The organism is Pseudooceanicola profundi, from assembly GCF_050897955.1.
Classification (GTDB): domain Bacteria; phylum Pseudomonadota; class Alphaproteobacteria; order Rhodobacterales; family Rhodobacteraceae; genus Pseudooceanicola.
This window is the reverse complement of the sequence record NZ_JBPAXZ010000001.1, coordinates 2,564,278-2,585,629: the sequence shown is the minus strand read 5'-3', so window position 1 is coordinate 2,585,629 and position 21,352 is coordinate 2,564,278. Positions and strand designations below refer to the sequence as shown.

The 21,352-nt window shown below is 61.6% G+C and carries 22 protein-coding genes; 17 read left to right on the top strand and 5 right to left on the bottom strand.

What is annotated here, in order from left to right; translation table 11 throughout:
* Positions 1-63 precede the first annotated feature (63 nt).
* The 11 genes from rpsP (at position 64) to ACRARG_RS13060 (ending at position 8,233) form a co-directional block, all read left to right on the top strand.
* Positions 64-453, top strand: a complete 390-nt coding sequence (rpsP, locus tag ACRARG_RS13110) for a 30S ribosomal protein S16 (protein WP_432690465.1) — start codon at positions 64-66, stop codon at positions 451-453.
* Positions 454-503: 50 nt separating this feature from the next.
* Complete coding sequence (locus ACRARG_RS13105) at positions 504-638, top strand: hypothetical protein (protein WP_432690464.1); 135 nt, start codon at positions 504-506, stop codon at positions 636-638.
* A gap of 39 nt (positions 639-677) precedes the next feature.
* A complete protein-coding gene (gene rimM, locus ACRARG_RS13100) occupies positions 678-1,181 on the top strand; it encodes a ribosome maturation factor RimM (RefSeq protein ID WP_432690463.1) in 504 nt (167 codons plus the stop codon).
* 1 nt (position 1,182) lies between these two features.
* Entirely contained in the window at positions 1,183-1,986 is an 804-nt protein-coding gene (locus ACRARG_RS13095; protein ID WP_432690462.1) for a hypothetical protein, read from the top strand.
* A complete protein-coding gene (gene trmD, locus ACRARG_RS13090; RefSeq protein WP_432690461.1) occupies positions 1,983-2,816 on the top strand; it encodes a tRNA (guanosine(37)-N1)-methyltransferase TrmD in 834 nt (277 codons plus the stop codon). The genes ACRARG_RS13095 and trmD overlap by 4 nt, the downstream gene beginning before the upstream one ends.
* 95 nt (positions 2,817-2,911) lie before the next feature.
* Positions 2,912-3,547 carry a nitrile hydratase subunit alpha gene (gene nthA, locus ACRARG_RS13085; RefSeq protein ID WP_432690460.1) on the top strand — a complete coding sequence of 212 codons (636 nt, stop codon included), beginning with the start codon at positions 2,912-2,914 and terminating at the stop codon, positions 3,545-3,547.
* Positions 3,544-4,209 (top strand): nitrile hydratase subunit beta, encoded by a 666-nt coding sequence (nthB, locus tag ACRARG_RS13080; RefSeq protein WP_432690459.1) that lies wholly within the window; start codon positions 3,544-3,546, stop codon positions 4,207-4,209. Before nthA ends, nthB begins: the two co-directional genes overlap by 4 nt.
* Positions 4,196-4,588 (top strand): nitrile hydratase accessory protein, encoded by a 393-nt coding sequence (locus ACRARG_RS13075; protein ID WP_432690458.1) that lies wholly within the window; start codon positions 4,196-4,198, stop codon positions 4,586-4,588. Before nthB ends, ACRARG_RS13075 begins: the two co-directional genes overlap by 14 nt.
* A gap of 147 nt (positions 4,589-4,735) precedes the next feature.
* Positions 4,736-7,177: a heavy metal translocating P-type ATPase gene (locus ACRARG_RS13070; RefSeq protein ID WP_432690457.1), complete on the top strand. Its 2,442-nt coding sequence runs from the start codon at positions 4,736-4,738 to the stop codon at positions 7,175-7,177.
* A gap of 71 nt (positions 7,178-7,248) precedes the next feature.
* On the top strand, positions 7,249-7,641 hold the full coding sequence (gene cueR, locus ACRARG_RS13065; protein ID WP_432690456.1) for a Cu(I)-responsive transcriptional regulator: 393 nt from the start codon (positions 7,249-7,251) through the stop codon (positions 7,639-7,641).
* Between the two features lie 91 nt (positions 7,642-7,732).
* On the top strand, positions 7,733-8,233 hold the full coding sequence (locus tag ACRARG_RS13060) for a cytochrome b (RefSeq protein WP_432690455.1): 501 nt from the start codon (positions 7,733-7,735) through the stop codon (positions 8,231-8,233).
* 131 nt (positions 8,234-8,364) lie between these two features.
* Here ACRARG_RS13060 and ACRARG_RS13055 read toward each other — a convergent pair whose 3' ends face one another.
* The 3 genes from ACRARG_RS13055 to ACRARG_RS13045 form a co-directional block, all read right to left on the bottom strand.
* Positions 8,365-10,233 carry a polysaccharide biosynthesis protein gene (locus ACRARG_RS13055; protein WP_432690454.1) on the bottom strand — a complete coding sequence of 623 codons (1,869 nt, stop codon included), beginning with the start codon at positions 10,231-10,233 and terminating at the stop codon, positions 8,365-8,367.
* A 152-nt stretch (positions 10,234-10,385) separates the two neighbouring features.
* Positions 10,386-11,024 (bottom strand): sugar transferase, encoded by a 639-nt coding sequence (locus tag ACRARG_RS13050; RefSeq protein ID WP_432690453.1) that lies wholly within the window; start codon positions 11,022-11,024, stop codon positions 10,386-10,388.
* Positions 11,021-11,863, bottom strand: a complete 843-nt coding sequence (locus tag ACRARG_RS13045; protein ID WP_432690452.1) for an NAD-dependent epimerase/dehydratase family protein — start codon at positions 11,861-11,863, stop codon at positions 11,021-11,023. Before ACRARG_RS13045 ends, ACRARG_RS13050 begins: the two co-directional genes overlap by 4 nt.
* 124 nt (positions 11,864-11,987) lie before the next feature.
* Here ACRARG_RS13045 and ACRARG_RS13040 point away from each other — a divergent pair, with 124 nt between their 5' ends.
* From ACRARG_RS13040 to ACRARG_RS13015, 6 genes are all read left to right on the top strand, one after another.
* On the top strand, positions 11,988-13,010 hold the full coding sequence (locus ACRARG_RS13040) for an amidohydrolase family protein (protein ID WP_432690451.1): 1,023 nt from the start codon (positions 11,988-11,990) through the stop codon (positions 13,008-13,010).
* 110 nt (positions 13,011-13,120) lie between these two features.
* Positions 13,121-13,981 (top strand): flagellar motor protein MotB, encoded by an 861-nt coding sequence (locus ACRARG_RS13035; protein ID WP_432690450.1) that lies wholly within the window; start codon positions 13,121-13,123, stop codon positions 13,979-13,981.
* 125 nt (positions 13,982-14,106) lie between these two features.
* Positions 14,107-15,408: a flagellar hook protein FlgE gene (locus tag ACRARG_RS13030; protein ID WP_432690449.1), complete on the top strand. Its 1,302-nt coding sequence runs from the start codon at positions 14,107-14,109 to the stop codon at positions 15,406-15,408.
* A gap of 47 nt (positions 15,409-15,455) precedes the next feature.
* Positions 15,456-16,907, top strand: a complete 1,452-nt coding sequence (flgK, locus tag ACRARG_RS13025) for a flagellar hook-associated protein FlgK (RefSeq protein ID WP_432690448.1) — start codon at positions 15,456-15,458, stop codon at positions 16,905-16,907.
* A gap of 2 nt (positions 16,908-16,909) precedes the next feature.
* Complete coding sequence (locus ACRARG_RS13020; RefSeq protein WP_432690447.1) at positions 16,910-17,917, top strand: flagellin; 1,008 nt, start codon at positions 16,910-16,912, stop codon at positions 17,915-17,917.
* Positions 17,914-19,011, top strand: coding sequence for a flagellar basal body P-ring protein FlgI (locus ACRARG_RS13015; RefSeq protein ID WP_432690446.1), 1,098 nt, complete (start codon positions 17,914-17,916; stop codon positions 19,009-19,011). The genes ACRARG_RS13020 and ACRARG_RS13015 overlap by 4 nt, the downstream gene beginning before the upstream one ends.
* 111 nt (positions 19,012-19,122) lie before the next feature.
* Here the strand turns inward: ACRARG_RS13015 and ACRARG_RS13010 are convergent, their stop codons facing one another.
* Positions 19,123-20,346, bottom strand: a complete 1,224-nt coding sequence (locus tag ACRARG_RS13010) for a urate hydroxylase PuuD (protein ID WP_432690445.1) — start codon at positions 20,344-20,346, stop codon at positions 19,123-19,125.
* Positions 20,347-20,485: 139 nt separating this feature from the next.
* Positions 20,486-21,346 (bottom strand): D-amino-acid transaminase, encoded by an 861-nt coding sequence (locus ACRARG_RS13005; RefSeq protein ID WP_432690444.1) that lies wholly within the window; start codon positions 21,344-21,346, stop codon positions 20,486-20,488.
* Positions 21,347-21,352 lie beyond the last annotated feature (6 nt).

Below are 21,352 nucleotides of genomic sequence, written 5' to 3'. Positions count from 1 at the left end.
GTCCTGCCTAGACCAAATGGTGGCACGGCCACCAAACCAACGCCATTCAAAGGAGAAACTCAAATGGCCATGAAAATTCGTCTCGCCCGTGGTGGTTCCAAGAAGCGCCCGTTCTATCGCATCGTTGCGGCCGACAGCCGTATGCCCCGCGATGGCCGCTTCATCGAGAAACTGGGCACCTATAACCCCCTTCTGCCCAAAGATTCCGAAGATCGCGTGAAGATGGACCTCGACCGGATCAAATACTGGATGGACCAGGGCGCCCAGCCGACCGACCGTATCGCCCGCTTCCTCGAAGCCGCCGGCGTCGTCGAGAAGAAAGAGCGTTCGAACCCCAAGAAGGGCACCCCGGGCAAGGCCGCACAGGACCGCGCGGAAGCCAAGGCCGCCAAGGCTGCTGAAGCTGCCGAAGCCGCTGCGGCCCCCGCTGAAGAAGCGGCTGCCGAAGAATAATCGGTGCCTGCCCTGCCCGGGTGACCGGGCGGGGCGTCCCGTCTCCTGCCATGCTTTTCCGACCCTTCCGCCTCGCGCTTATGCTTGCCATCGCCTTCGGCGCAGGCATGCTTTACGAACGGGAACGGGCGGCCGAAAGCTGTCTGGAGACGGCCGGAATATTGCAGGATATCGTCTGCCGGTGATCCGGCGGATCGCCCTGCCGCTGCGCAAAGAGGTGCCGCATGTCTGACAAGGTCTGTGTCGGGGCCATCGCCGGGGCCTTCGGCGTCCGGGGCGAGGTGCGCCTGAAAAGCTTCTGCGCGGAGGCGGAGGCGATCGTCGATTATGCCCCTCTGACCACCGAAGACGGCAGCCGCAGCTTTACCGTCACCCTCACCCGATCCATCAAGAACGGCCTCGCCGCGCGTCTGGGCGGGGTGGAGACCAAGGAAGATGCCGATGCGCTCAAGGGCGTGCAGCTTTATGCGCCGCGCGACCGGCTGCCGGGTCTGGAAGATGACGAATATTACCATGCCGATCTGATCGGCCTGACGGTGTTTGACACCGGCGGGACGGAGATCGGGACTGTGCGCTCGATTCAGGACAATGGCGCCGGTGATCTGCTGGAGATTATGGGGCCGGGCCTGAAAACCACGATTCTGCTGCCCTTCACCAAGGTTTTTGTACCGACGGTCGATCTGACCCTTGGCCGGATCGTCGCGGATCCGCCGGAGGGGCTTTTCTGATATGGCCGCGCGGCTGCTTGTGCATGCCGGGTTCCACAAGACCGGCACGACGTCGATCCAGAAGACGCTGGGCCATAATCGCGCTGCGCTTGCGCCCTTTGCCAAGGTCATTTTGCGAGAAGACATGGAGGCGCTCTGCGAGGCCGCCCGCGCGTTTTCCATTCGACCGGGCGCGATGGAACGCAGCATGCTGATCTATGAGGCCGCGCAGGTGTTTGAGGCGCTGGACCCCGAGGACGGGCGCACCGTGCTCATGTCTTCGGAGGATCTGTCAGGTCACATGCCGGGCCGGCATGGGCTGACCTCCTATCGGGCGGCCGAAAAGATCATGCCGGTGCTGCGGGAGGTGGCGCTGGAATGTCTGCCGGGTGCGGGGATCGGATTCTGGTTCACGACGCGGTCCCGACGTCCCTGGCTGGCCAGTTGCTATGCGCAGAATGTGCGCGCGTCCCGCATGGTTCAGTCGCTGGAGGAGTTCACGGCGATGATCGGACAGGGCGCCGATCTGAAAAACCAGGTCCGGCGGATCGCCCGTGTGGTCGCCCCCTCTGTCGTCGGGTTCAACACGCTGGAATCGATCGCAGATGTCGCCTTCGGCCCGGCGGAAACGCTGCTTGGCCGGGCCGGTGTCACCATCGCCGCCCGTCAGCGTATGAAAGCCGTCCCGTGGGAAAACCGGTCGCTCCCGCCTGAGATCCTGGCGGAGATGCTGGCGATCAACCGATCTGACCTTGACGACAGAGCCGTCAGGGACGCCAAAAAGACCGTGATAGACCGGTATGACCGGCAGAAAGCAGGCGCATGACCGACAAAGCTCTTCCTCCCGGCAAATCGCATGGTCGCAAATCCATCCGGCCCACTCTGGTACCGCGTGACCTTATGGCGGAGGCGTCGGCAACTGATGTCTGGACGGCGCGGATCATCACGCTCGTTCCGCAGGCGTTTCCGGGGATTCTGGGCGAAAGCCTGACCGGTCGGGCGCTGAAGGACGGGCTCTGGCAGCTGGAGACGATCGACCTGCGCCTGTTTGGCGACGGCCGGCACCGGAATGTCGATGACACGCCGGCGGGTGGAGGGGCCGGCATGGTGCTGCGTCCGGACGTCATGGGCCGCGCAATCGACCGGGCGATGGACGGAACCGAGGGCGGGACAGCGACGGGGAAGCAGGGGGACTGGCCGCTGATCTACCTGTCGCCGCGCGGGAAACGGTTCGATCAGGCGATGGCGCACCGGCTGCGTGCGGCGCGCGGGGTCACGATGATCTGCGGCCGGTTCGAGGGGCTCGACGAGCGGGTGATCGAGCATTACGGGATCGAGGAGGTGAGCCTGGGCGATTTTATCCTGACGGGCGGAGAGCTGGCGGCGCAGATGATGATCGATGCGACCGTCAGATTGCTGCCCGGGGTTCTGGGAAATTCCGAATCGACGGTCAACGAAAGCTTTTCCGACGGGCTGCTGGAACATCCGCAATATACCCGCCCCGCGGAATGGAAGGGCCGTAGCATTCCCGACGTGCTGATGTCGGGACATCATGGAGAGATCGAGAAATGGCGGCGGCAGCAGTCAGAAGAGCTGACCCGTGCGCGCCGGCCCGATCTGTGGTCCCGTCGCGGAACCGGGCCAGAACAGGACTGAAACAACCCGCCAGCTCATGACATTCTGGACATCCGCCAGAGGCCGCTTCTAGTCTGGAAGAGACCTCAGGTTCGCCTGTAGCTACGGAGGCATCCATGCCGCACGATCATGACCACGGCGATGAGGACCACGGCGGAAGCCATCTCGACGAGATGACCGCGCGGGTCATGGCGCTGGAGACGCTTCTGACCCGCAAGGGGCTCATCGAGCGTGACGCGCTGGAGGCGATCATCGACACCTATGAGACCAAGGTCGGGCCCCGTAACGGCGCCCGGGTTGTCGCGCGGGCCTGGACCGACGATGCCTTTGCCAGCTGGCTGTCAGAGGATGCAACCGCAGCCATTGCCTCACTCGGGTATACGGGGCGGCAGGGCGAACATATGCGGGCGGTGTTCAACACACCGTCTCAGCATAACGTCGTCGTCTGCACGCTGTGTTCTTGCTACCCGTGGAGCGTTCTGGGGCTTCCGCCGGCCTGGTACAAATCGCATGCCTACAGGTCCCGTGTGGTGATCGAGCCCCGGCAGGTTCTGTCGGAATTCGGTCTGCATCTGCCCGAGACGACCGCCGTGCGGGTCTGGGATTCGACGTCGGAGCTTCGGTTTCTGGTCGTGCCGGAGCGTCCGGCGGGGACTGAGGACCTCAGCGAGGACGATCTGGCGGCGCTGGTCAGCCGGGATTCGATGATCGGCACGGCTCTGGCCCGGTTTCCCGAGGGTGCAGGGGCGTGAACGGTCCGCATGATATGGGTGGCCTTGACGGGTTCGGCCCTGTTCAGCCGGACGGAGAAACCGGCCTGTTTCATGCCGGCTGGGAACGCCGGATGATGGCGATGATGGTGGCTGCCGGCGCCATGGGCCATTGGAGCATTGATGAAATGCGGTCCGCCCGGGAAGATCGCAGCCCGGCGGAATATTACTCCGTTGGCTATTATCACCTGTGGTTGCTTGGGCTCGAACGGATGCTTGTCGAAAAGGGCCTGCTGGATCCGACGGAAATTACGGGCGGTCCGATTGTAGAGGGGACCGTTGCGCCGCGGCGCGTGCTCCGGGCGGAAGATGTGTCGGGCGTGCTGGCCCGCGGCGCCCCGGCGGAACGCTCTTCGGCAGAGGCCGCCCCGCCCAAATTCGGGCCCGGCGACGCCGTCCGGATGCGCAACCTTCAGCCGCGCGGACATTGCCGGCTTCCGGCCTATGCGCGCGGCAAACCCGGGCGGGTCGAGGCCGTGCAGGGATATCACCTCTATGCCGACGCATCTGCCCAGGGGGAGGGGGATGTCGCGCACTGGCTCTATACAATTTCCTTTGACGCGGTCGACCTGTGGGGCGCGCGGGGCGTGAAAGGCGACAGCGTGACGATAGATGCATGGGAGCCCTATATTGACCCGGCCTGAGACGCCCGATCAGCCAGCCGCCGTAACGGCGGAGGCGGCGCCCGCACCGCTGGCTCAGCGGTTTGAGGCCCCATGGCAGGCGCAGGCCTTTGCCATGACCGTCCTGCTGCACGAAAAAGGTCTGTTCGACTGGAGCGACTGGGCCGACGCCCTGTCTGCACGCCTTGCCGAGAGCCCTCCCGAGGCGCCGATCCATGATGCGCGGCATACGGAGTATTATTACCGCTGCTGGATGCGCGCGCTTGAGGATCTGATCGCGCGGTCCGGCGGGCCGGATGCCGATGCCGTTGATCGGGCAGCGCAGATCTGGCAGCGGGCGGCCGAAGCGACCCCGCACGGCCAGCCGATCCTGTTCGAAACCGGCCTCGTGGATCACTGACGCTCCGGGTGGCCGACCCGGCGGGGTCGGGCGCGTTCGGAGTTGACGTCAGGTCGGTCGATAGGCGACAGCTGACCCCTTGACCCTCCAGTGGCTGGAACCCTTAGATACCCTGTTCGGATACAATTTCCAGGAGCGGACGGTCCCATGCCCGAACATAATCCCAGCCATACCATCCATCGCGATCCGGTCTGCGGCATGACCGTCGACCCGGCGGCGGGCAAGCCCAGTTCGGACTTTCAGGGACACACCTACCACTTCTGCTGTGACGGCTGCCGCAAGAAATTCGAAGCCGATCCCGACGCTTACCTGACGGCAGTGGACCCGGTCTGCGGCATGAGTGTTGCGCGCGCGACCGCGGCGCATGTCCTCAAACACGAGGGAGACCGGTTCTATTTCTGCTCCGCCGGTTGCATGACCAAGTTCGAGGCCGATCCCGCGACTTATCTCGGCGACCGACCGGAACCGGAGCCGATGCCCGAAGGCACCATGTACACCTGCCCGATGGACCCCGAGATTGTGCAGGATCATCCCGGCGACTGCCCGATCTGTGGCATGGCGCTGGAACCCATGACGCCCAGCCTGAACAGCGGCCCGCATCCGGAATATGTCGATTTCAAACGACGGCTGAAGATTACCGCGCCGCTGGCGGCGGGGGTGTTCGTGCTCGAAATGGGATCGCATATTGGCATACCCTTTGCAGACTGGCTGGGTCACACTGCCTTTGTCGGGATCCAGTTCGTGCTGGCGAGCCTCGTGGTCTGGTTCACGCGGATGTTTTTCCGGCGCAGCTGGGCCTCGATCCTCAACCGCAGCCCCAATATGTGGACCCTGATCGGTCTGGGCACGGGGGCGGCGTATCTCTTTTCGATCGTGTCGATGCTGGCGCCGGGACTGCTGCCTGCTCAGATGGCGGACGGCATGGGCATGACCCCGGTCTATTTCGAGGCAACGGCCGTGATCCTTGTGCTGGTGCTGATCGGGCAGGTGATGGAGCTGGCCGCGCGCGAACGCACCGGCGATGCGATCCGGGCGCTGATGGACCTGGCCCCCAAGACGGCGCGCCGGGTGTCGGACGGGACCGAAGAAGATGTGCCGCTGGAGGAGCTGAAAGCCGGCGATATCCTCCGGGTCCGGCCGGGCGAAAGCGTGCCGGTGGACGGGGTGGTGACCGAAGGCCGGTCCTCTGTCGACGAAAGCATGATCACGGGCGAGCCCGTGCCGGTCGAAAAGACCGAAGGCGCGCCCGTGACCGGCGGGACGCTGAACAAATCCGGGACGTTCCTGATGACGGCGGAAAATGTCGGTGACGACACCACGCTCAACCGGATCGTGCAGATGGTCGCCTCGGCGCAGCGGTCGCGGGCGCCGATCCAGGCCGTGGCCGATCGCGTCGCCGGCTATTTCGTGCCGGCCGTGGTCGCCTGCGCTGTGCTGGCCTTCCTGGCCTGGTGGATCTTTGGCCCCTCGCCCGCGCTGTCCTATGCCTTTGTCGCCGCCGTTTCGGTTCTGATCATCGCCTGCCCCTGTGCGCTTGGCCTGGCAACGCCGATGTCGATCATGGTCGCCTCGGGGCGCGGGGCGAATGCCGGCGTGCTGATCCGCGATGCCGAGGCGCTGGAACGGTTCGCCAAGGTCGATGTCCTGATCGTCGACAAGACCGGCACGCTGACCGAAGGCCAGCCGACCCTGACCGATGTGGAACCGCTGGGCATGGAGGAGGTCGACTTGCTGACCCTTGTCGCGGCGCTTGAACGCGGCTCCGAGCATCCGCTGGCCGAGGCGATCGTGAAAGGTGCCGAAGACCGCGGCGCCTCCCGCAGGGACAGCCAGGATTTCGACGCTGTCACCGGCAAGGGCGTCACCGGCACGGTCGAGGGTCGCCGGGTGGCGCTTGGCAATGCGGCCCTGATGGCGGACCTTGACGTCGACTGCGGTGCGCTTGCCGACCGCGCCGCGGCGCTTCAGTCCGAGGGCAAAACCGCCATGTATGTTGCGGTCGACGGAGCGGCGGCCGGTCTGATCGCCGTGGCCGACCGGATCAAGGACACCACGCCCGAAGCGATCCGCGCGCTGCACAATCTTGGCCTGCGGATCGTCATGGCCACGGGCGACGCCCGGGCCACGGCGCAGGCTGTCGCGACACAGCTGGGTATAGACGAGGTCCATGCCGAGGTCAGCCCCGAAGACAAGGCCGCACTGGTCAAGACGCTCAGATCCGAAGGGCTTGCGGTTGCCATGGCCGGGGACGGCATCAACGATGCGCCCGCCCTGGCCGAGGCCGAGGTGGGCATCGCCATGGGCACCGGTGCGGATGTGGCTGTGGAAAGCGCAGGCATCACGCTGGTGAAAGGCGATCTGACCGGCATCGTCCGGGCCCGGCGGCTGGCCGAGGCGACGATGCGCAATATTCGTCAGAACCTCTTCTTTGCCTTCATCTACAATACCGCCGGAGTGCCGATTGCCGCGGGGATACTTTACCCGGTGCTCGGCGTGCTGCTGTCGCCGATCTTTGCGGCGGCTGCGATGAGCCTGTCCTCCGTGTCGGTGATCGGCAACGCGCTGAGACTTCGTGCCACAAAGCTTTGACAGCTTCGGGTGCGCTATTATCTCAGGGGTGCGGTGACATAGGCACGCCGCAACAGATGAAGAGGCCAGGAATGAACATAGGACATGCCGCGAGAGAGACCGGATTGTCGGCCAAGACCATCCGGTATTACGAGGATATCGGGCTGGTCGATCCGGCCCGATCGGGCAATGGCTACCGGGATTTCAATGCAGATCAGGTGCACCGTCTGCACCTTCTGGCGCAGGCCCGGCAGCTTGGCTTCGGGTTGGAAGAATGCCGGCAGCTGCTGACCCTCAATGCCGATCCGGGCCGGGCCAGCCGGGACGTGCGGGCGTTGGCCCTTGCCAATCTGGACACCGTCCGGGCAAAGATTCGCGACCTTCAGGATCTGGAGACGCATCTGACATCCCTGATTGATCGCTGTCACGGAGATGACGATCCGGCCTGCGCCATCCTTGACGAGCTGAACGCCGCACATGGCTGACCGGATTTAACGGCTATACCGGGCACAGTTGCGACGGAAACCGAGGCAGCGAACGTTTAAAGGGCATCATCCCTTTCAGAAAGCACGTGCCATGTCCCCATCTCTGTCTCTGTCTCCGTCCGAAACCGGATATTCCACCCTTCAGAAACGGCTTCACTGGGCCGTCGTCGGCCTGCTGTTTTGCCAATACTTCGTCTTTGACGGCATGGGCCGGCCTTTTCACGGGCTCATGGACAGCGGTGTCGCGACTTACGACGTGACCTCAGTGCTGCATATCGGCATTGGCATTCTGATCCTCGGGGCGGTCATGGTGCGGCTGGCCCTGCGCCTGCGTCTGGGCACGCCCGGCCCCGTCGCCGGCGAACCCGAAATCTTCCAGACAGCGGCCAGATACGCTCATATAGCCATGTATGCCCTGCTGCTCCTCTTGCCTGTGACAGGTCTGGTCGCGTGGTTCCTGCAGGTGGGCGCGGCGGCAGAGTTACATGAAATCCTTAAAACGCTGCTGATGATCCTTGTCATCATGCATGTCGCGGCCGTGGCCCTGCATCAGCTGGTCTGGAAAACGGGCGTGCTGCACAGGATGATCTGACACGCTGCCTGTGACGGAGCACTCGGGCGGGCCGGATGGCAATTGCAGTCGTCCGGGCCCTGCACCCGGCCCCGGCCCGGGTCAGTGCGACCATAAGGGCCCAAGAACGCTGACCGCTCAGGGTCGGGCGATCAGGTGAGGATTTCGATCGAACGCTGTTCCTGCTTTTCGACCCAGGCCGAGAGAACCGAACTGGCAAATTCGCCGTCGCGGCTGTCTATCGCCGCGCGGATCTCGGCTATGGCCTTGGCCAGCTCGATCTCCGACAGGTGAGTCTCCTGCGCGCGCATGATCTTGGGATGCGGCGTCGTCAGCATGTCGGACCCGATCAGCAGCTCTTCATGCAACTTCTCGCCGGGCCGCAGACCTGTAAAGACGATCTCGATATCACCATGGGGATGCATGTCGTCCTTCAGGGTATATCCGGCCCCCTCGATCATCTGCTGGGCCACATCGCGGATGCTTTGCGGCGTTCCCATGTCCAGAACAAAGACATCGCCCCCGCGCGCAAAGGATCCGGCCAGCAGAACCAGCCGCGATGCTTCGGAAATTGTCATGAAATAGCGCGTGACGTCAGGATGGGTGACGGTGATCGGCCCGCCCCGGGCGATCTGTTCCTCAAACAGGGGGATGACGGAGCCGGAGCTCCCCATGACATTGCCAAAGCGCACCATGGAATATCGGGTGGATTTGGCCCGTGTCGCTAGATCCTGGACCACCAGCTCGGCCAGCCGCTTGGTCGCGCCCATCACAGAGGAGGGCCGCACCGCCTTGTCGGTCGAGATCAGGATAAATCGGGACACGCCCGCCCGGCCTGCCTCTTCTGCCACGATCTTGGTTCCGATGACATTGTTGCGGATGCCTTCAATGACGTTCGACTGGACCAGGGGCAGGTGTTTATAGGCGGCGGCATGCAGGACGATCTGCACCTGATGTTCGGCGAAAATCTCCCGCAGGAGGGTGGCCTCGTTTATGGAGCCAAGACGGGGAACAACCTTGAGGTCCGGCGCGATCACGGCCATTTCCCGCGCGATGTCGTAAAGCGCCAGTTCGCTGTGATCGAGCAGCACCAGAACAGCCGGATCACAGAGTGCAAGCTGACGGCAAAGTTCGGATCCGATCGACCCGCCGGCGCCGGTCACCAGAATGGTGCGGCCCTTGTAGCTGTCGGTGACACCCGGCAGTTCCTGTTCCAGACGATTGCGGCCCAGCAGGTTCGCCATATCGACCGGAGGCCGGTCAAGCGCCTGTTCGCCTTTCGCAATGATCTCGGAGAAGGACGGCAGGGAATGCACTTCGCATCCCAGCGATTTGAGGCGGTTTGCAATGCGGGCGCGGACATTTGGCGCGGCCGAGGGCATGGCAAGCACAACCCGGTCGATGCCAAGGCTCTGAACCAGATGTTCGATCTGGACAGAGGAATGCACCCGCAGGCCCGAAATTGTCTGGCTTTGCAGGCGGGGGCTGTCGTCGACAAAGGCCATGGGAAGCACCTTGTCATCCGTGGCCAGGGCATTGGCGAACTGACGCCCGGTCTGGCCGGCACCGTAGATCAGGATCCGCATCCTGCCGGAGCCGGTGCTCCAGGCATAGCGGACGACCTCCAGCAGGATCAGACGGGCGCCGATCATCAGCACGAGGGCAAGCGCCCCGAGCACCGAGATATCGGCCAGGGTCATGACCCGGCCAACCAGCAGGTTCACCGCGCCGCAGGACACGGCAAGCGCGCCGGCGACAAGGATGGTATCGGTCATCCCCTGCGCTTCGTAGATTTTCAGTTTTGTCCGGTGCAGGCCCAGATAGCGGATGCAGATTGCCGAAACCGCCAGTCCGATGCCGATGAAGGGGAGTTTCCGCGCCAGATCCGGCCAGACCCCACCGGCGCCATTCATCAATGTTGTGGACAGGGCAAAGGCTAGCAACACCATGCTCAGGTCAAGGCACATCAGAATGATGGCTTTTTGACCGGGCAGCAGGCGCGTGATGAACTTGTAAATCAAGTCTGGAGCCCCTCTACCCAGCGACTATGCTGCACCCGCAAAGACATTGCTCCTGTCATGGGGGCTGGGCCGGATTTCGTCAAGCCAAACACTGATTTTCCTTCGACCCTACGCAACCGACTGGTCAATAGTCCCTGCTTGGAGCGGCCAAGTCAATTTTGTCGGGTAACACTTTGTTTCATCCTTGTTGGCATTCGCCGTATCACGGTCGAAAACATCAGCCAGATATCAAAGCAGATCGTTCGCTTGCGCTGATAGATCAGGTCGAGCCGCGCTTTTGCTGGGATACAGCGACGGGTGTAGACGGCTTCGGTCTGTTCAGCATCGCGACAGGCGTTCAGCAGCTGCTCCTCGTGGCGATGATATACCAGAGAGGCCAGCCCCGTCACGCCCGGGCGGGACCGGAGCACCTCTGCATAGAGCTCCGGGAACAGCTCGACATAGCGGCGCAGCGGCGGACGGGGCCCGACAAAGCTGATGTCGCCCCGCAACACGTTCCAGATCTGTGGCAGCTCATCCAGACGGTTGCGACGCAGAAAAGCGCCGGTCCGTGTGATGCGATGCGCCTTGTCGCCGCCTGAAACGCCGGCATCCTTCGGGTCGGCGGTCATGGTCCGGAATTTGATCAGGCTGATGGGCTGCGTGGCCGTCTTCATGCGTTCGGACCGGTAAAAGACCGGGCGCCCGTCCCGCAGCAGCACAAGACAGCTGACCCAGATGAACACGGGCCAGAGGGTGGCCACGAACAGCGCCACGCAGATCAGGTCCATGAGCCGTTTGAGAACCGTCATTGCGCCGGGGCGCCCCACCGGCGCCAGTTCTCTGCCAGCGCGCCCGGATCCGAACTGTCGACCAGTTCACCGCACAGCCGCGCGATCCGGCCTGCATCCATCGCGAGGCAGGGAATTGCGGTATCCGGGGCGGGCCGCCAGTCCAGCCGCCTGTCCGCGGCGCGGACAATGGCCTCCATCGCGACGGGGCGCGGGCCGCTCAGGTTGACCAGCGGCGGATAGTAGCGATCCGGGCATGTTGCCAGGTTCACAAGGCTCCGTGCCAGATCACTCGGCGCCAGATAGCTCCGGCGGGGGCCGGTTCCGTCCGGGAACTGATCCAGCGGGACCGGGCCGCCCCGGTCCAGGGTCGCAAACAGGCTGTCCGCACCGGCCACGTTTGCCAGCCGCATGATACAGGGGGCCGGCCCGTCCGGATTGGCTTCGGACCAGTCCTTGATGACGGCCTCCATCGTGATCTTGGCCCGGCCGTAGTCGCTGCTCGGGCCGGTTTCGTCCAGCTCCGACAGGGCGGTCTCCGAAGGGGGATAAACGGCAGAGCTGGAACAGTGCAGCACTCTCCGGGCGCCCAGGTTTGCGGCCAGCTCCATGGCGGATATGGCAAGGCGCGCATTGTCACCCAGATCGCCCTGCCCCGGCGTCACACCCCAGAGCGCGATCACGACATCTGCCGACGGCACGTCCGCCGGGTCCTGTCCGGGGCGCCATTCGATCATGCCCGGGGCGCCGGTTCTTGCGACCCAGGTGACGGAGGCCGCATTCGGCGGCGGGACATGCCAGATGGCGCGCAACATGCGCCCCAGTTTTCCGGAACTGCCCACTACCAGGATCCGTGTCATCCCCAACCCTCAGACCGTCGGTCCGGTCTAACATGCCGAACGCGCGGGAAAAAGGTTGCATGAACGCGGGCACTTTTCTCTCCGGCATTCCTTCGGGTATGTTTTGCGTGAGGGAGGACACATCATGACCGAGACATACGAAGCGACCGGCCATATCATGACCAATCTGTCATGGCTTGGAAAACTGACAGAAGACGTTCTGGAACCGGATTTGCCGATCATCGACCCGCATCATCACCTGTGGGACCGGCTGGGCCCCTATTATGCGGAGGAGCTGCTGGCGGATTTGACCTCGGGCCACAATGTCCGCGCCTCTGTCTTTATCCAATGCCGGTACGGGTATCGTCCGGACGGGCCGGAGGCGCTGCGCCCCGTCGGAGAGACCGAATTCGTGGTCGGCATCGCGGAGGACTGCGCGGCGCGGCGGCCGGACCTGAACGCATGTGCCGGGATCGTCGCGCATGCCAATCTCCTGCTCGGGGACGATGTGGTGCCGGTGCTGGAGGCGCATCGGGAGGCCGCGGCCGGGCGGTTGCGCGGCATCCGGCATATCACTGCGTCGGGCGGCGATGCCTTCTCCGGTGCGGTGCCGAATTCTCCGCTCGGGATCATGTATGACGACAGGTTCCGACAGGGGTTCGCGCATCTGGCAGAGGCCGGGCTGACATATGATGCCTGGCTCTATCATCCGCAGATCCCGGATTTCACCGACCTGGCCCGCGCCTATCCCGGGACGCTCATGATCCTCGACCATGTGGGCGGGCCACTGGGGATCGGGCCCTATCGCGGGCGGGGCGATGCCGTGTTTGCGGAATGGAAAGCCGCGATGACGGATCTGGCCGGCTGTGACAATGTCCGGATCAAGCTGGGCGGGCTGGGTATGGATGTGAACGGCTTTGATATGCACCTTCAGCCGCTGCCACCCGGATCGGGCGAACTGGCGCGGCTCTGGCGACCCTATATCGAAACCGCGATCGAGCTTTTCGGGGTGGAGCGCTGCATGTTCGAGAGCAATTTCCCGGTCGACAAGGGATGCTGTTCCTATCCCGTGGTCTGGAACGCGTTCAAACGTCTTGCCTCCGGTGCCTCCGCGACGGAAAAAGCGCGGCTGTTTCATGACACGGCCCGCGAGGTCTATCGACTTTGAACGGTTTGCCCAAAGTCTGCCGCGAAGATGCCCCGTGCAACGCGCGGCGCGTTTACCGATAGGCAATACATGTAGCCTAATCCTTTCCACGGGTAAAAGGAGATGGGTAGATGAGCACTCAGCAGGGCAATGCTGCACCGATCATTATTAAGCGCAAAAAGGTAGTGGCCGGCGGCGGGCATCATGGTGGCGCCTGGAAAGTTGCCTATGCGGATTTTGTGACCGCCATGATGGCCTTTTTCCTGTTGATGTGGCTGCTGAATGCGACCACGGAAAAGCAGCGGAAGGGGATTGCCGACTTCTTTAATCCCACGATTCCCATCAATCGAATTTCCGGAGGCGGTGATGGCGCCCTGGGTGGCGACAGCATTTTCACGCAGGAAACGATGGCCCGGAACGGCACCGGCGCCACCGCGCGCAATCAGGAGACAACCGGCGGATTTGGCGGGCCGGGACTGCAGGGGGCATCAGAAGAGACCGAAGGTGAGGCGGTTGCCGAGATGAAGCAGGAGGTGGATGCCATGCTGGCCGGGGCGACGGGTGAAAGCGATGTCCATCCCGAGGCATTCAAACACATCATCACGAAGGTTACCGACGAAGGCGTTGTACTGGAGCTTTTCGATCAGCCGGGCGCGCCACTTTTCGAGGACGGCAGTGCAGAGCCAACTCCGATGGCCGAAGCGCTCTCCCGGATTTTGCCCCGCGTCATGCGCATCGTGAGCAACGCGGTTGCGGTGGAAGGGCATGTTGCGGCGCGACCCATCGTCATGAGCCGGAATCCGGTGTGGGAGCTGTCGACGGAACGGGCTGATGTCTTTCGCAAGCTGATGATGAAAAACGGTCTTGCGCCGGAACGCGCCGCCCGGATTACCGGCCATGCCGATCGCGAACCCGTAACCCGGGACCCGATGGAGGCACGCAATAACCGACTGGAGGTGATCCTCCTGCGTGATCCCAAGAAAATCCGCTGATTGCGACGGCCCGGGCGTCCCGCACGGGCCAAAACTTCGGCGGATTTTACCTGTTAGCGGCATGTTAATCGGGGGCTCGTAAGACCCTTGGTCAAGAAATGTCTATGCAACAGAAAGGCGTATTCATGACCATTTCCTCTTCGATGAATGCCGGCGTCGCCGGACTTCAGGTCAATGCCGCAAAACTTGGAACGATCGCGGATAATATCTCCAACTCCTCAACCTACGGCTACAAGCGGGTGGAGGCCGACTTTCATTCCTTGGTCATCGGGGAAAATTCGGGCTCCTATACCGCCGGCGGCGTTCGGGCCACCACCAAACGCCTGATCAACGAACGTGGTCCGCTTGTCACAACGAACAATGCCACGGACCTCGCCGTGCGCGGTCGCGGCATGATCCCGGTTGCCGCGGCTTATGAGGTTGAAAATTCGGGTTCCTTCGATGAACTCATGCTGACGACCACCGGGTCTTTCAGTCCGGATGAAAACGGCTATCTGAGAACGGATTCAGGACTGGTCCTGCTGGGATGGCCGGCGGATGACAGTGGGACGATTCCACTTGTTCCCCGCGACACGCAGGATGGCCTGGTGCCGGTGCAGATCAACCCGAACCTTTTCCAGGGTAAACCGACGACCTCTATCAGCCTGGGCGTCAACCTGCCTGCCACCGAGACAGAAGCGACCGGCACGGGGGAGAGCCAGCAGCTCTCTGTCGAATATTTCGACAATCTCGGCAAATCGGAGAGCATTACCATAGAATTCACGCCGACCATTCCTGCAACTGGCGCTTCGAACGAATGGACGATGACGATTACCGACAGCGCACAGGATGATGCGCTGATCGGAGAATATACAGTGACCTTTACCGATGCGAGGGTCGGTGGCGGTACGCTGGCCAGCGTCACCGAAACCACGGGCGGCGCCTATGATGCGACAACCGGCACGATTATCGTCGATGTGCTCGGCGGCCCGATGGAAATTGACCTAGGGGTCCTCGGGGGAAGCGGCGGGCTAAGCCAGCTGTCGGATGTCTTTGCCCCGCTGTCGATCAGCAAAGATGGCTCTGCGGTCGGCAATATGACCTCTATCGAGGTTGACGCAAATGGATTTGTTCACGCGTTCTTCGACACCGGCGTCAAGCGAACAATGTATCAGATTCCGCTTGCCGATATGCCCAATACCAACGGGTTGCTTGCCATGGACTATCAAACCTACAAGCCATCGCCAGATAGCGGTGCATTCTTTCTTTGGGATGCCGGCGACGGCCCCACCGGTGACATCGTGGCCTTCGCCCGGGAAGAATCCGCGACCGATGTCGCTGGTGAGCTGACCGATATGATCCGAACACAACGCGCCTATTCCACCAATGCGAAAGTGTTTCAGACCGTCGATGAGATGCTCCAGGAAACCACAAATATCAAACGTTAAGGCTCGCCAATCGATCCATTTGATATTTTTAAAGAATAGGATGTGCGATGAGCCTGTCCGGCGCCCTCTCCAATGCTCTCTCGGGATTGACGGCATCATCACGTGCCGCATCAGTCATCTCATCAAACGTCGCAAATGCGCTGACAGATGGCTACGGACCACGAGACATAAATCTCAGTACCAGATTGACCGGGTCACATGGCGGTGTTCAGGTGGACAGCGTCTCCCGGCGCGCCGACCCGCGGATCATTCACGATTTGCGGTTGGCCAGTGCGGACCGGGAATCATCGGATGTTATCGCGACGTTCCACCAGCGCCTGGAAACACTTCTGGGCACGCCGGAAGACGAATTTTCTTTACCCGCACAGATCGCAAAGTTCGAAAATAGCCTTATCGCGGCGTCCAGCCGTCCTGACCTGCCCGAGCGGTTGGAGACAGCGGTTTCGGCCGCAAAGAGCCTGGCTCAGACCTTCACTGTGGCGTCAGACTCAGTACAGGCATACCGGGAACAGGCAGATACCGACATTGCCAACGCCGTTGACCGTATTAACCTGCTCACCAAACAGGTCGAAGACATCAACGTTTCACTTCTCACGGCCAGGAACACCGGCGGCGATGTCAACGGCCTCCTGGACCACCGGCAAAAAATTATCGACGAAATTGCCGAATATCTGCCGGTGCGCGAAGTCCCACGCCAATCGGGTGCCGTTGCCCTTATGTTGCCCGGCGGCGCGTTCTTAATCGACGGCAAGGCTCGGGAACTGGGGTTTGCGGCTTCGCCTGTCATTACACCCTATCAGAGCATCGAGGAGGGCACTCTTTCGGGTCTGACCCTGGATGACCAGCCTCTTGATCCTGCGTCGCAGCAGGATATGGGTGAAGGGCGGCTGTCTGCATTATTCAAAATCCGGGATTCTCTGGCACCGGAAATTCAGACACGGCTGGACACGGCCGCGCGCGACCTGATCGAACGGTTCCAGCAAAGCGGTCTCGATACGACCCGGGGCGCTGGCAGTGCCGGGTTGTTTACAGACAACAACCTCGCATTTGTATCAACAGATGAACGCGGGATCGCATCACGTATCGCCGTTTCCGCATCTGTGCTGCCTGAAGAAGGTGGCGCTGTCTGGCGGCTTCGCGACGGACTTGGAGCATCCGCTCCGGGTGTCTCCGGCGATGCCACACTGCTCAACGATCTGCGGGCGGCCTTACAGGAAACCCGCGTACCTTCGTCGACCAGCTTGGGCGTTTCCATGACGACAGCCAGTGGATTGGCTTCGAACCTGTTGTCGCTGACCGGTTCGGAACGTCAGCGGGCGGACGAAATCCTGGCATTCGATGTCACGCGGCAATCCGAACTGCATGAACGCCTCCTCGAAAACGGTGTCGACACAGATCAGGAAATGCAGCGGCTCCTTCTCGTTGAACAATCCTACGCTGCGAATGCCCGGATGATCCAGACGGCCAGCGAGCTGTTAGACATTCTTATCAGGATTTAACTATGAGCCTCACTTCGATCGGCGACCTGGCCCAATCATACCTTCTGCGTCGCCACAATACGGATCTGAAATCCCAACTTACGACGCTCGCCGAAGAGCTTGCGAGCGGTAGGGCAGCGGATACCGGAAAACACCTGTCCGGCAGCTATTCCTACCTGGCCGATGTAGAACGGAAGCTTTCGCTGCTTGATGGGTACACCTCCACCAGCAACGAGGCCCGGATTCTCTCTTCTTCGATGCAAGACACGCTTGAAGGGTTTCAGAATGTCGCGCTGGAGCTTGGCAATTCGCTCCTTTCAAGCAGTCAGGCAAAAATGGCGAATGTGACAGTATCCGCGTCCCGCCGTGCGGCCGAAGACTTTGCCAGCCTCATTTCCAAGATAAATGTCTCTGTCGGCGGACGGCATATTTTCTCTGGAATTCAGACAGATGCACCTGCCCTTGCAGAACCGGATGTTATTCTTGACGCGTTGAAATCTGAGATCGCTTCCGAAACCACCCTGGACGGTATCAGTACAAAACTGAACGACTGGTTTGCTGTAAGCGGCGCCTATGACACGATTGCCTACCAAGGCGATGCCACCCCGCTGGCGAATATTTCGCTGAGAGAAGGTGAAGACGTCAGTCTGACGATCAAAGGCGACGATCCGGCTATTCGCGATGTGCTCAAGTACGTGGCCATGGGGGCGTTGGCGTCGGACCCGGATTTAGGCTTTGCGACGGATCTGCAAAATGAACTTATTGAGTTCGCGGGAAAAAATCTCAGTTTCCAGCATGATGGCGTCACACAGATTCGGGCCGAACTTGGCTACGACCAAGAGAAGATCGACGAAAGCTCGACTCGCCTCTCTGCTGAACGCACAGCGCTGGAACTGGCAAAGTCAGAGCTGCTTTCCGTCGATCCGTTCGAGACAGTGTCGCGCCTTGAAGCCGTCCAGACCCAGCTTGAAAGCCTTTATGGCGTGACGGCGCGTCTGTCGCGCCTGTCCCTGTCGAATTATCTGACATGATTGTCCGGGTCCTTTTCTTTCTGTGCCTTCTGGTCCCGCCGGCTTTCGGCAACTCAGTCCGGATCAAAGACCTTGTTGAGTTTGACGGGGTCAGGGGGAACGATCTCGTTGGATATGGCCTGGTCGTCGGGCTGAACGGGACTGGTGACGGGTTGCGGAATGCCCCCTTTACCGAAGAGATCATGACAAACATTCTTGAGCGGCTTGGCGTCAATGTGACCGGTGAGCAATTCCGTCCGAAGAATGTGGCCGCCGTTTTTGTGACAGCCGAGCTGCCGGCATTTTCGAGATCGGGAAGCCAGATAGACGTGACGGTTTCCGCAATAGGTGACGCCAACAGTCTGCTTGGCGGGACATTGATCATGACACCCCTGAATGCTGCGGACGGACAGATTTACGCTGTCGCTCAGGGGACAATCATCGCAGGCGGTGTCACGGCGCAGGGGGATGCGGCGACGGTTACCCAGGGGGTTCCAACAGCTGGCGTCATCCCGGCTGGCGCCCGCGTCGAAAGAGAGATCGACTTCGAGCTCGGCACATTACAAACCATAAGGCTGGCCCTCAGGACCCCTGATTTTACAACCGCTGGCCGGATCGAGAAAACGATCAACAAATCCTTCGGGCGCAAAGTCGCCAATATGCTGGATGCGGGAACGGTCAAATTGAATATCAAAGCAACCCGGGAAGATTCTCCGGCCCATGCCATTGAGCGGATCGAGAACCTTTCCATTTCACCGGAAAGGAAGGCGCGCGTGGTCGTGGACCAGCGCTCTGGCACAATTGTCATGGGCGAAGACGTGCGGATAAGCCGTGTGGCGGTCTCACAGGGAAATCTCACGTTACGGATCGAAGAAGCGCCGATTGTCGTTCAACCCAATCCTTTTGCGGAGGGCGAAACGATTGTGGTTCCTCGAAGCGTGGCCGGTATCGAAGAGGAGCCCGGAACCGGTCTGGCAGAAGTGCCTGAAGGCGCCTCGCTTTCCGAAGTTATCGCGGGTTTGAATGCGCTTGGTGTCTCTCCACGCGACATGATCGATATTCTGAAAAGCATCAAGGCAGCCGGCGCTCTGCACGCAGAGTTTGTCGTCCGCTGATCTGGGGGCGCAGGTCAGGCATGGCCATCGCCCCGCGCCTGAGCGGATTGTGAGCCCCGCAATACGAGTTTGGTCTGACGCAATCCGCCGGGTTCAGTTCTGAAACATTGTTCAGTCGCTCGTTGCCGCCGTGTACCAGGCAATAATCCGGTCACGTTCCTGCGGTTCCATGAAGCTCAGATTAGATGGTGGCATGGCGTGACCGAGGCCCGCCTGTAGATAAATCGCGCGCGCCTGCCGGGCAATCTGTGCCTCCGTCTCAAGCCGGACCCCCTTGGGTGGCCAGTAGAGCCCTTCCCATGCCGGCTCCGCCGCGTGGCACATGGAGCACCGGCCCAGAACGATGGAGTGAACGTCCTCGAACCCTTCAGCCTGGGCAAAACGCAGCGCTGCGCCGGAGGCTTCTTCCGGCTCTTCGGCCCGGAACATCGGCGCGGTGGAAAGCCACATGACCAGAATGAAGAGCAGCACAGTGGCCAGCCAGGTCCAGGTGGGATTGCCTTTGCGCGCATGGATCGAATTGAAATAGTGGCGGATCGTGACGCCCATCAGAAAGACGAGGGCGGCAATCAACCAGTTCAACTCGCTCGCGAAAGCGAGGGGATAATGGTTCGACAGCATCATGAAGATGACCGGCAACGTCAGGTAGTTGTTGTGGGTCGACCGCTGCTTGGCAATTTTCCCATATTTGGCGTCCGGGGTCCGGCCCGCCTTGAGGTCGGCCACCACGATCCGCTGGTTCGGCATGATGATGAAGAAAACATTGGCCGACATGATCGTGGCCGTGAAGGCGCCAAGATGCAGCATGGCCGCGCGGCCCGAGAAGACATGCGTGTAGAAATAGGCCACGCCCACCAGGATCACGTAGAGGGCGATCATCAGCCGGGTGTTGTCATCGCCGAATTTCGATTTGCAGATCGTGTCATAGGCCAGCCAGCCGATGGCCAGCGAGGCCAGAGAGATCAGGATCGCGACGGGGCCGGAAATATCGGCCACGGCCGGGTCCACAAGGTAAAATTCAGAGCCCAGGTAATAGACCAGCGTCAGCAGGGCAAAACCGGAAAGCCAGGTCGCATAGCTCTCCCATTTGAACCAGACGAGGTGGTCGGGCATGTTGGCCGGTGCCACGAGGTATTTCTGAATATGGTAGAACCCGCCGCCGTGGACCTGCCATTCCTCGCCATCCGCGCCGCTCTCGAGGTTGCGATCACGATGCAGCCCGAGGTCCAGAGCAATGAAGTAAAAGGACGAACCGATCCAGGCGATGGCGGTAATCACATGCAACCAGCGCACGGCAAATTCGAGCCAAGCCCCCATGGCCGCAAAATCATACATCCCCGGAACTCCTGTCTTTTTTGCCAGTATATCCGGGGCAGGCCTGCCGTCCATCGGCATGACGCCCGGATGACGCGCAGGCGGGGGCCAAAGCACAAGGAGTGGTCAGCCCCGGGTGGGGCTGCCCGTCTTTATGGCGTCAGATTGCCAGTTTTCGGCTTTCGTCGATGTAGATTTCGCGCAGACGCAGCGCCAGCTTACCCGGCGCGCCCGTCCCGATCATGGCGCCATCGATCTGAACCACCGGTTGGACAAAGGTCGTGGCCGAGGTGATGAAGGCCTCGTCCGCCTCCTGCGCCTCGTCGATGGTAAAGCCGCGCTCTTCGACCTCCATCTGGGCCTCGCGCGCCAGGCGCAGAACGGCGGCGCGGGTGATGCCATGCAGGATGTCGTTGGACAATTCCCGGGTTATGATCTTGTTGCCCTTGACGATGTAGGCGTTGTTGGAGGTGCCTTCGGTCACCAAACCGTCCTCGACCATCCAGGCATCGTCGACGCCGGCCTTCTTGGCCATCATCTTGCCCATTGAGGGGTAGAGCAGCTGCACCGTCTTGATATCGCGCCGCGACCAGCGCTGGTCCGGAATGGAGATCACCTTGATCCCGGTCGTCGCCGCATGGGAGTTCACGAGGTTCTTCACCTGGGTAAAGAGCACGATGGACGATGGCGTCTCATCCGGGTCAGGGAAGGCAAAATCGCGATCGGCGGGGGCACCGCGGGTGATCTGCAGGTAGACGCCGCCTTCTTCGACATTGTTCAGCCGCACCAGCTCGCGGTGGATGTCCAGCAGCTCGTCCATGGTGACGGGGCTTGCCATATCGAGCTCGTCCAGCGAGCGCTGCAGTCGTTTGGCATGGCCGTCGAAATCGACCAGCTTGCCGTCCAGAACGGAGGTCACCTCATAGACGCCGTCGGCCATCAGGAAACCGCGGTCAAAGACAGAGACCTTCGCCTCGTTCTCGGGCAGGTAGTCGCCATTTACATAGACGGTGCGGGTCATGTCACT

Bases quoted from the DNA above. Each gene is read 5' to 3' on its own strand.
- rimM (WP_432690463.1), top strand. From the start codon at position 678: ATGTCTGACAAGGTCTGTGTCGGGGCCATCGCCGGGGCCTTCGGCGTC.
- cueR (WP_432690456.1), top strand. From the start codon at position 7,249: ATGAACATAGGACATGCCGCGAGAGAGACCGGATTGTCGGCCAAGACC.
- ACRARG_RS13030 (WP_432690449.1), top strand. From the start codon at position 14,107: ATGACCATTTCCTCTTCGATGAATGCCGGCGTCGCCGGACTTCAGGTC.
- nthA (WP_432690460.1), top strand. From the start codon at position 2,912: ATGCCGCACGATCATGACCACGGCGATGAGGACCACGGCGGAAGCCAT.
- flgK (WP_432690448.1), top strand. From the start codon at position 15,456: ATGAGCCTGTCCGGCGCCCTCTCCAATGCTCTCTCGGGATTGACGGCA.
- ACRARG_RS13105 (WP_432690464.1), top strand. From the start codon at position 504: ATGCTTTTCCGACCCTTCCGCCTCGCGCTTATGCTTGCCATCGCCTTC.
- rpsP (WP_432690465.1), top strand. From the start codon at position 64: ATGGCCATGAAAATTCGTCTCGCCCGTGGTGGTTCCAAGAAGCGCCCG.
- ACRARG_RS13015 (WP_432690446.1), top strand. From the start codon at position 17,914: ATGATTGTCCGGGTCCTTTTCTTTCTGTGCCTTCTGGTCCCGCCGGCT.
- ACRARG_RS13050 (WP_432690453.1), bottom strand. From the start codon at position 11,024: ATGACGGTTCTCAAACGGCTCATGGACCTGATCTGCGTGGCGCTGTTC.
- trmD (WP_432690461.1), top strand. From the start codon at position 1,983: ATGACCGACAAAGCTCTTCCTCCCGGCAAATCGCATGGTCGCAAATCC.
- ACRARG_RS13045 (WP_432690452.1), bottom strand. From the start codon at position 11,863: ATGACACGGATCCTGGTAGTGGGCAGTTCCGGAAAACTGGGGCGCATG.
- ACRARG_RS13060 (WP_432690455.1), top strand. From the start codon at position 7,733: ATGTCCCCATCTCTGTCTCTGTCTCCGTCCGAAACCGGATATTCCACC.
- ACRARG_RS13095 (WP_432690462.1), top strand. From the start codon at position 1,183: ATGGCCGCGCGGCTGCTTGTGCATGCCGGGTTCCACAAGACCGGCACG.
- ACRARG_RS13070 (WP_432690457.1), top strand. From the start codon at position 4,736: ATGCCCGAACATAATCCCAGCCATACCATCCATCGCGATCCGGTCTGC.
- ACRARG_RS13020 (WP_432690447.1), top strand. From the start codon at position 16,910: ATGAGCCTCACTTCGATCGGCGACCTGGCCCAATCATACCTTCTGCGT.
- ACRARG_RS13035 (WP_432690450.1), top strand. From the start codon at position 13,121: ATGAGCACTCAGCAGGGCAATGCTGCACCGATCATTATTAAGCGCAAA.
- ACRARG_RS13040 (WP_432690451.1), top strand. From the start codon at position 11,988: ATGACCGAGACATACGAAGCGACCGGCCATATCATGACCAATCTGTCA.
- ACRARG_RS13010 (WP_432690445.1), bottom strand. From the start codon at position 20,346: ATGTATGATTTTGCGGCCATGGGGGCTTGGCTCGAATTTGCCGTGCGC.
- ACRARG_RS13005 (WP_432690444.1), bottom strand. From the start codon at position 21,346: ATGACCCGCACCGTCTATGTAAATGGCGACTACCTGCCCGAGAACGAG.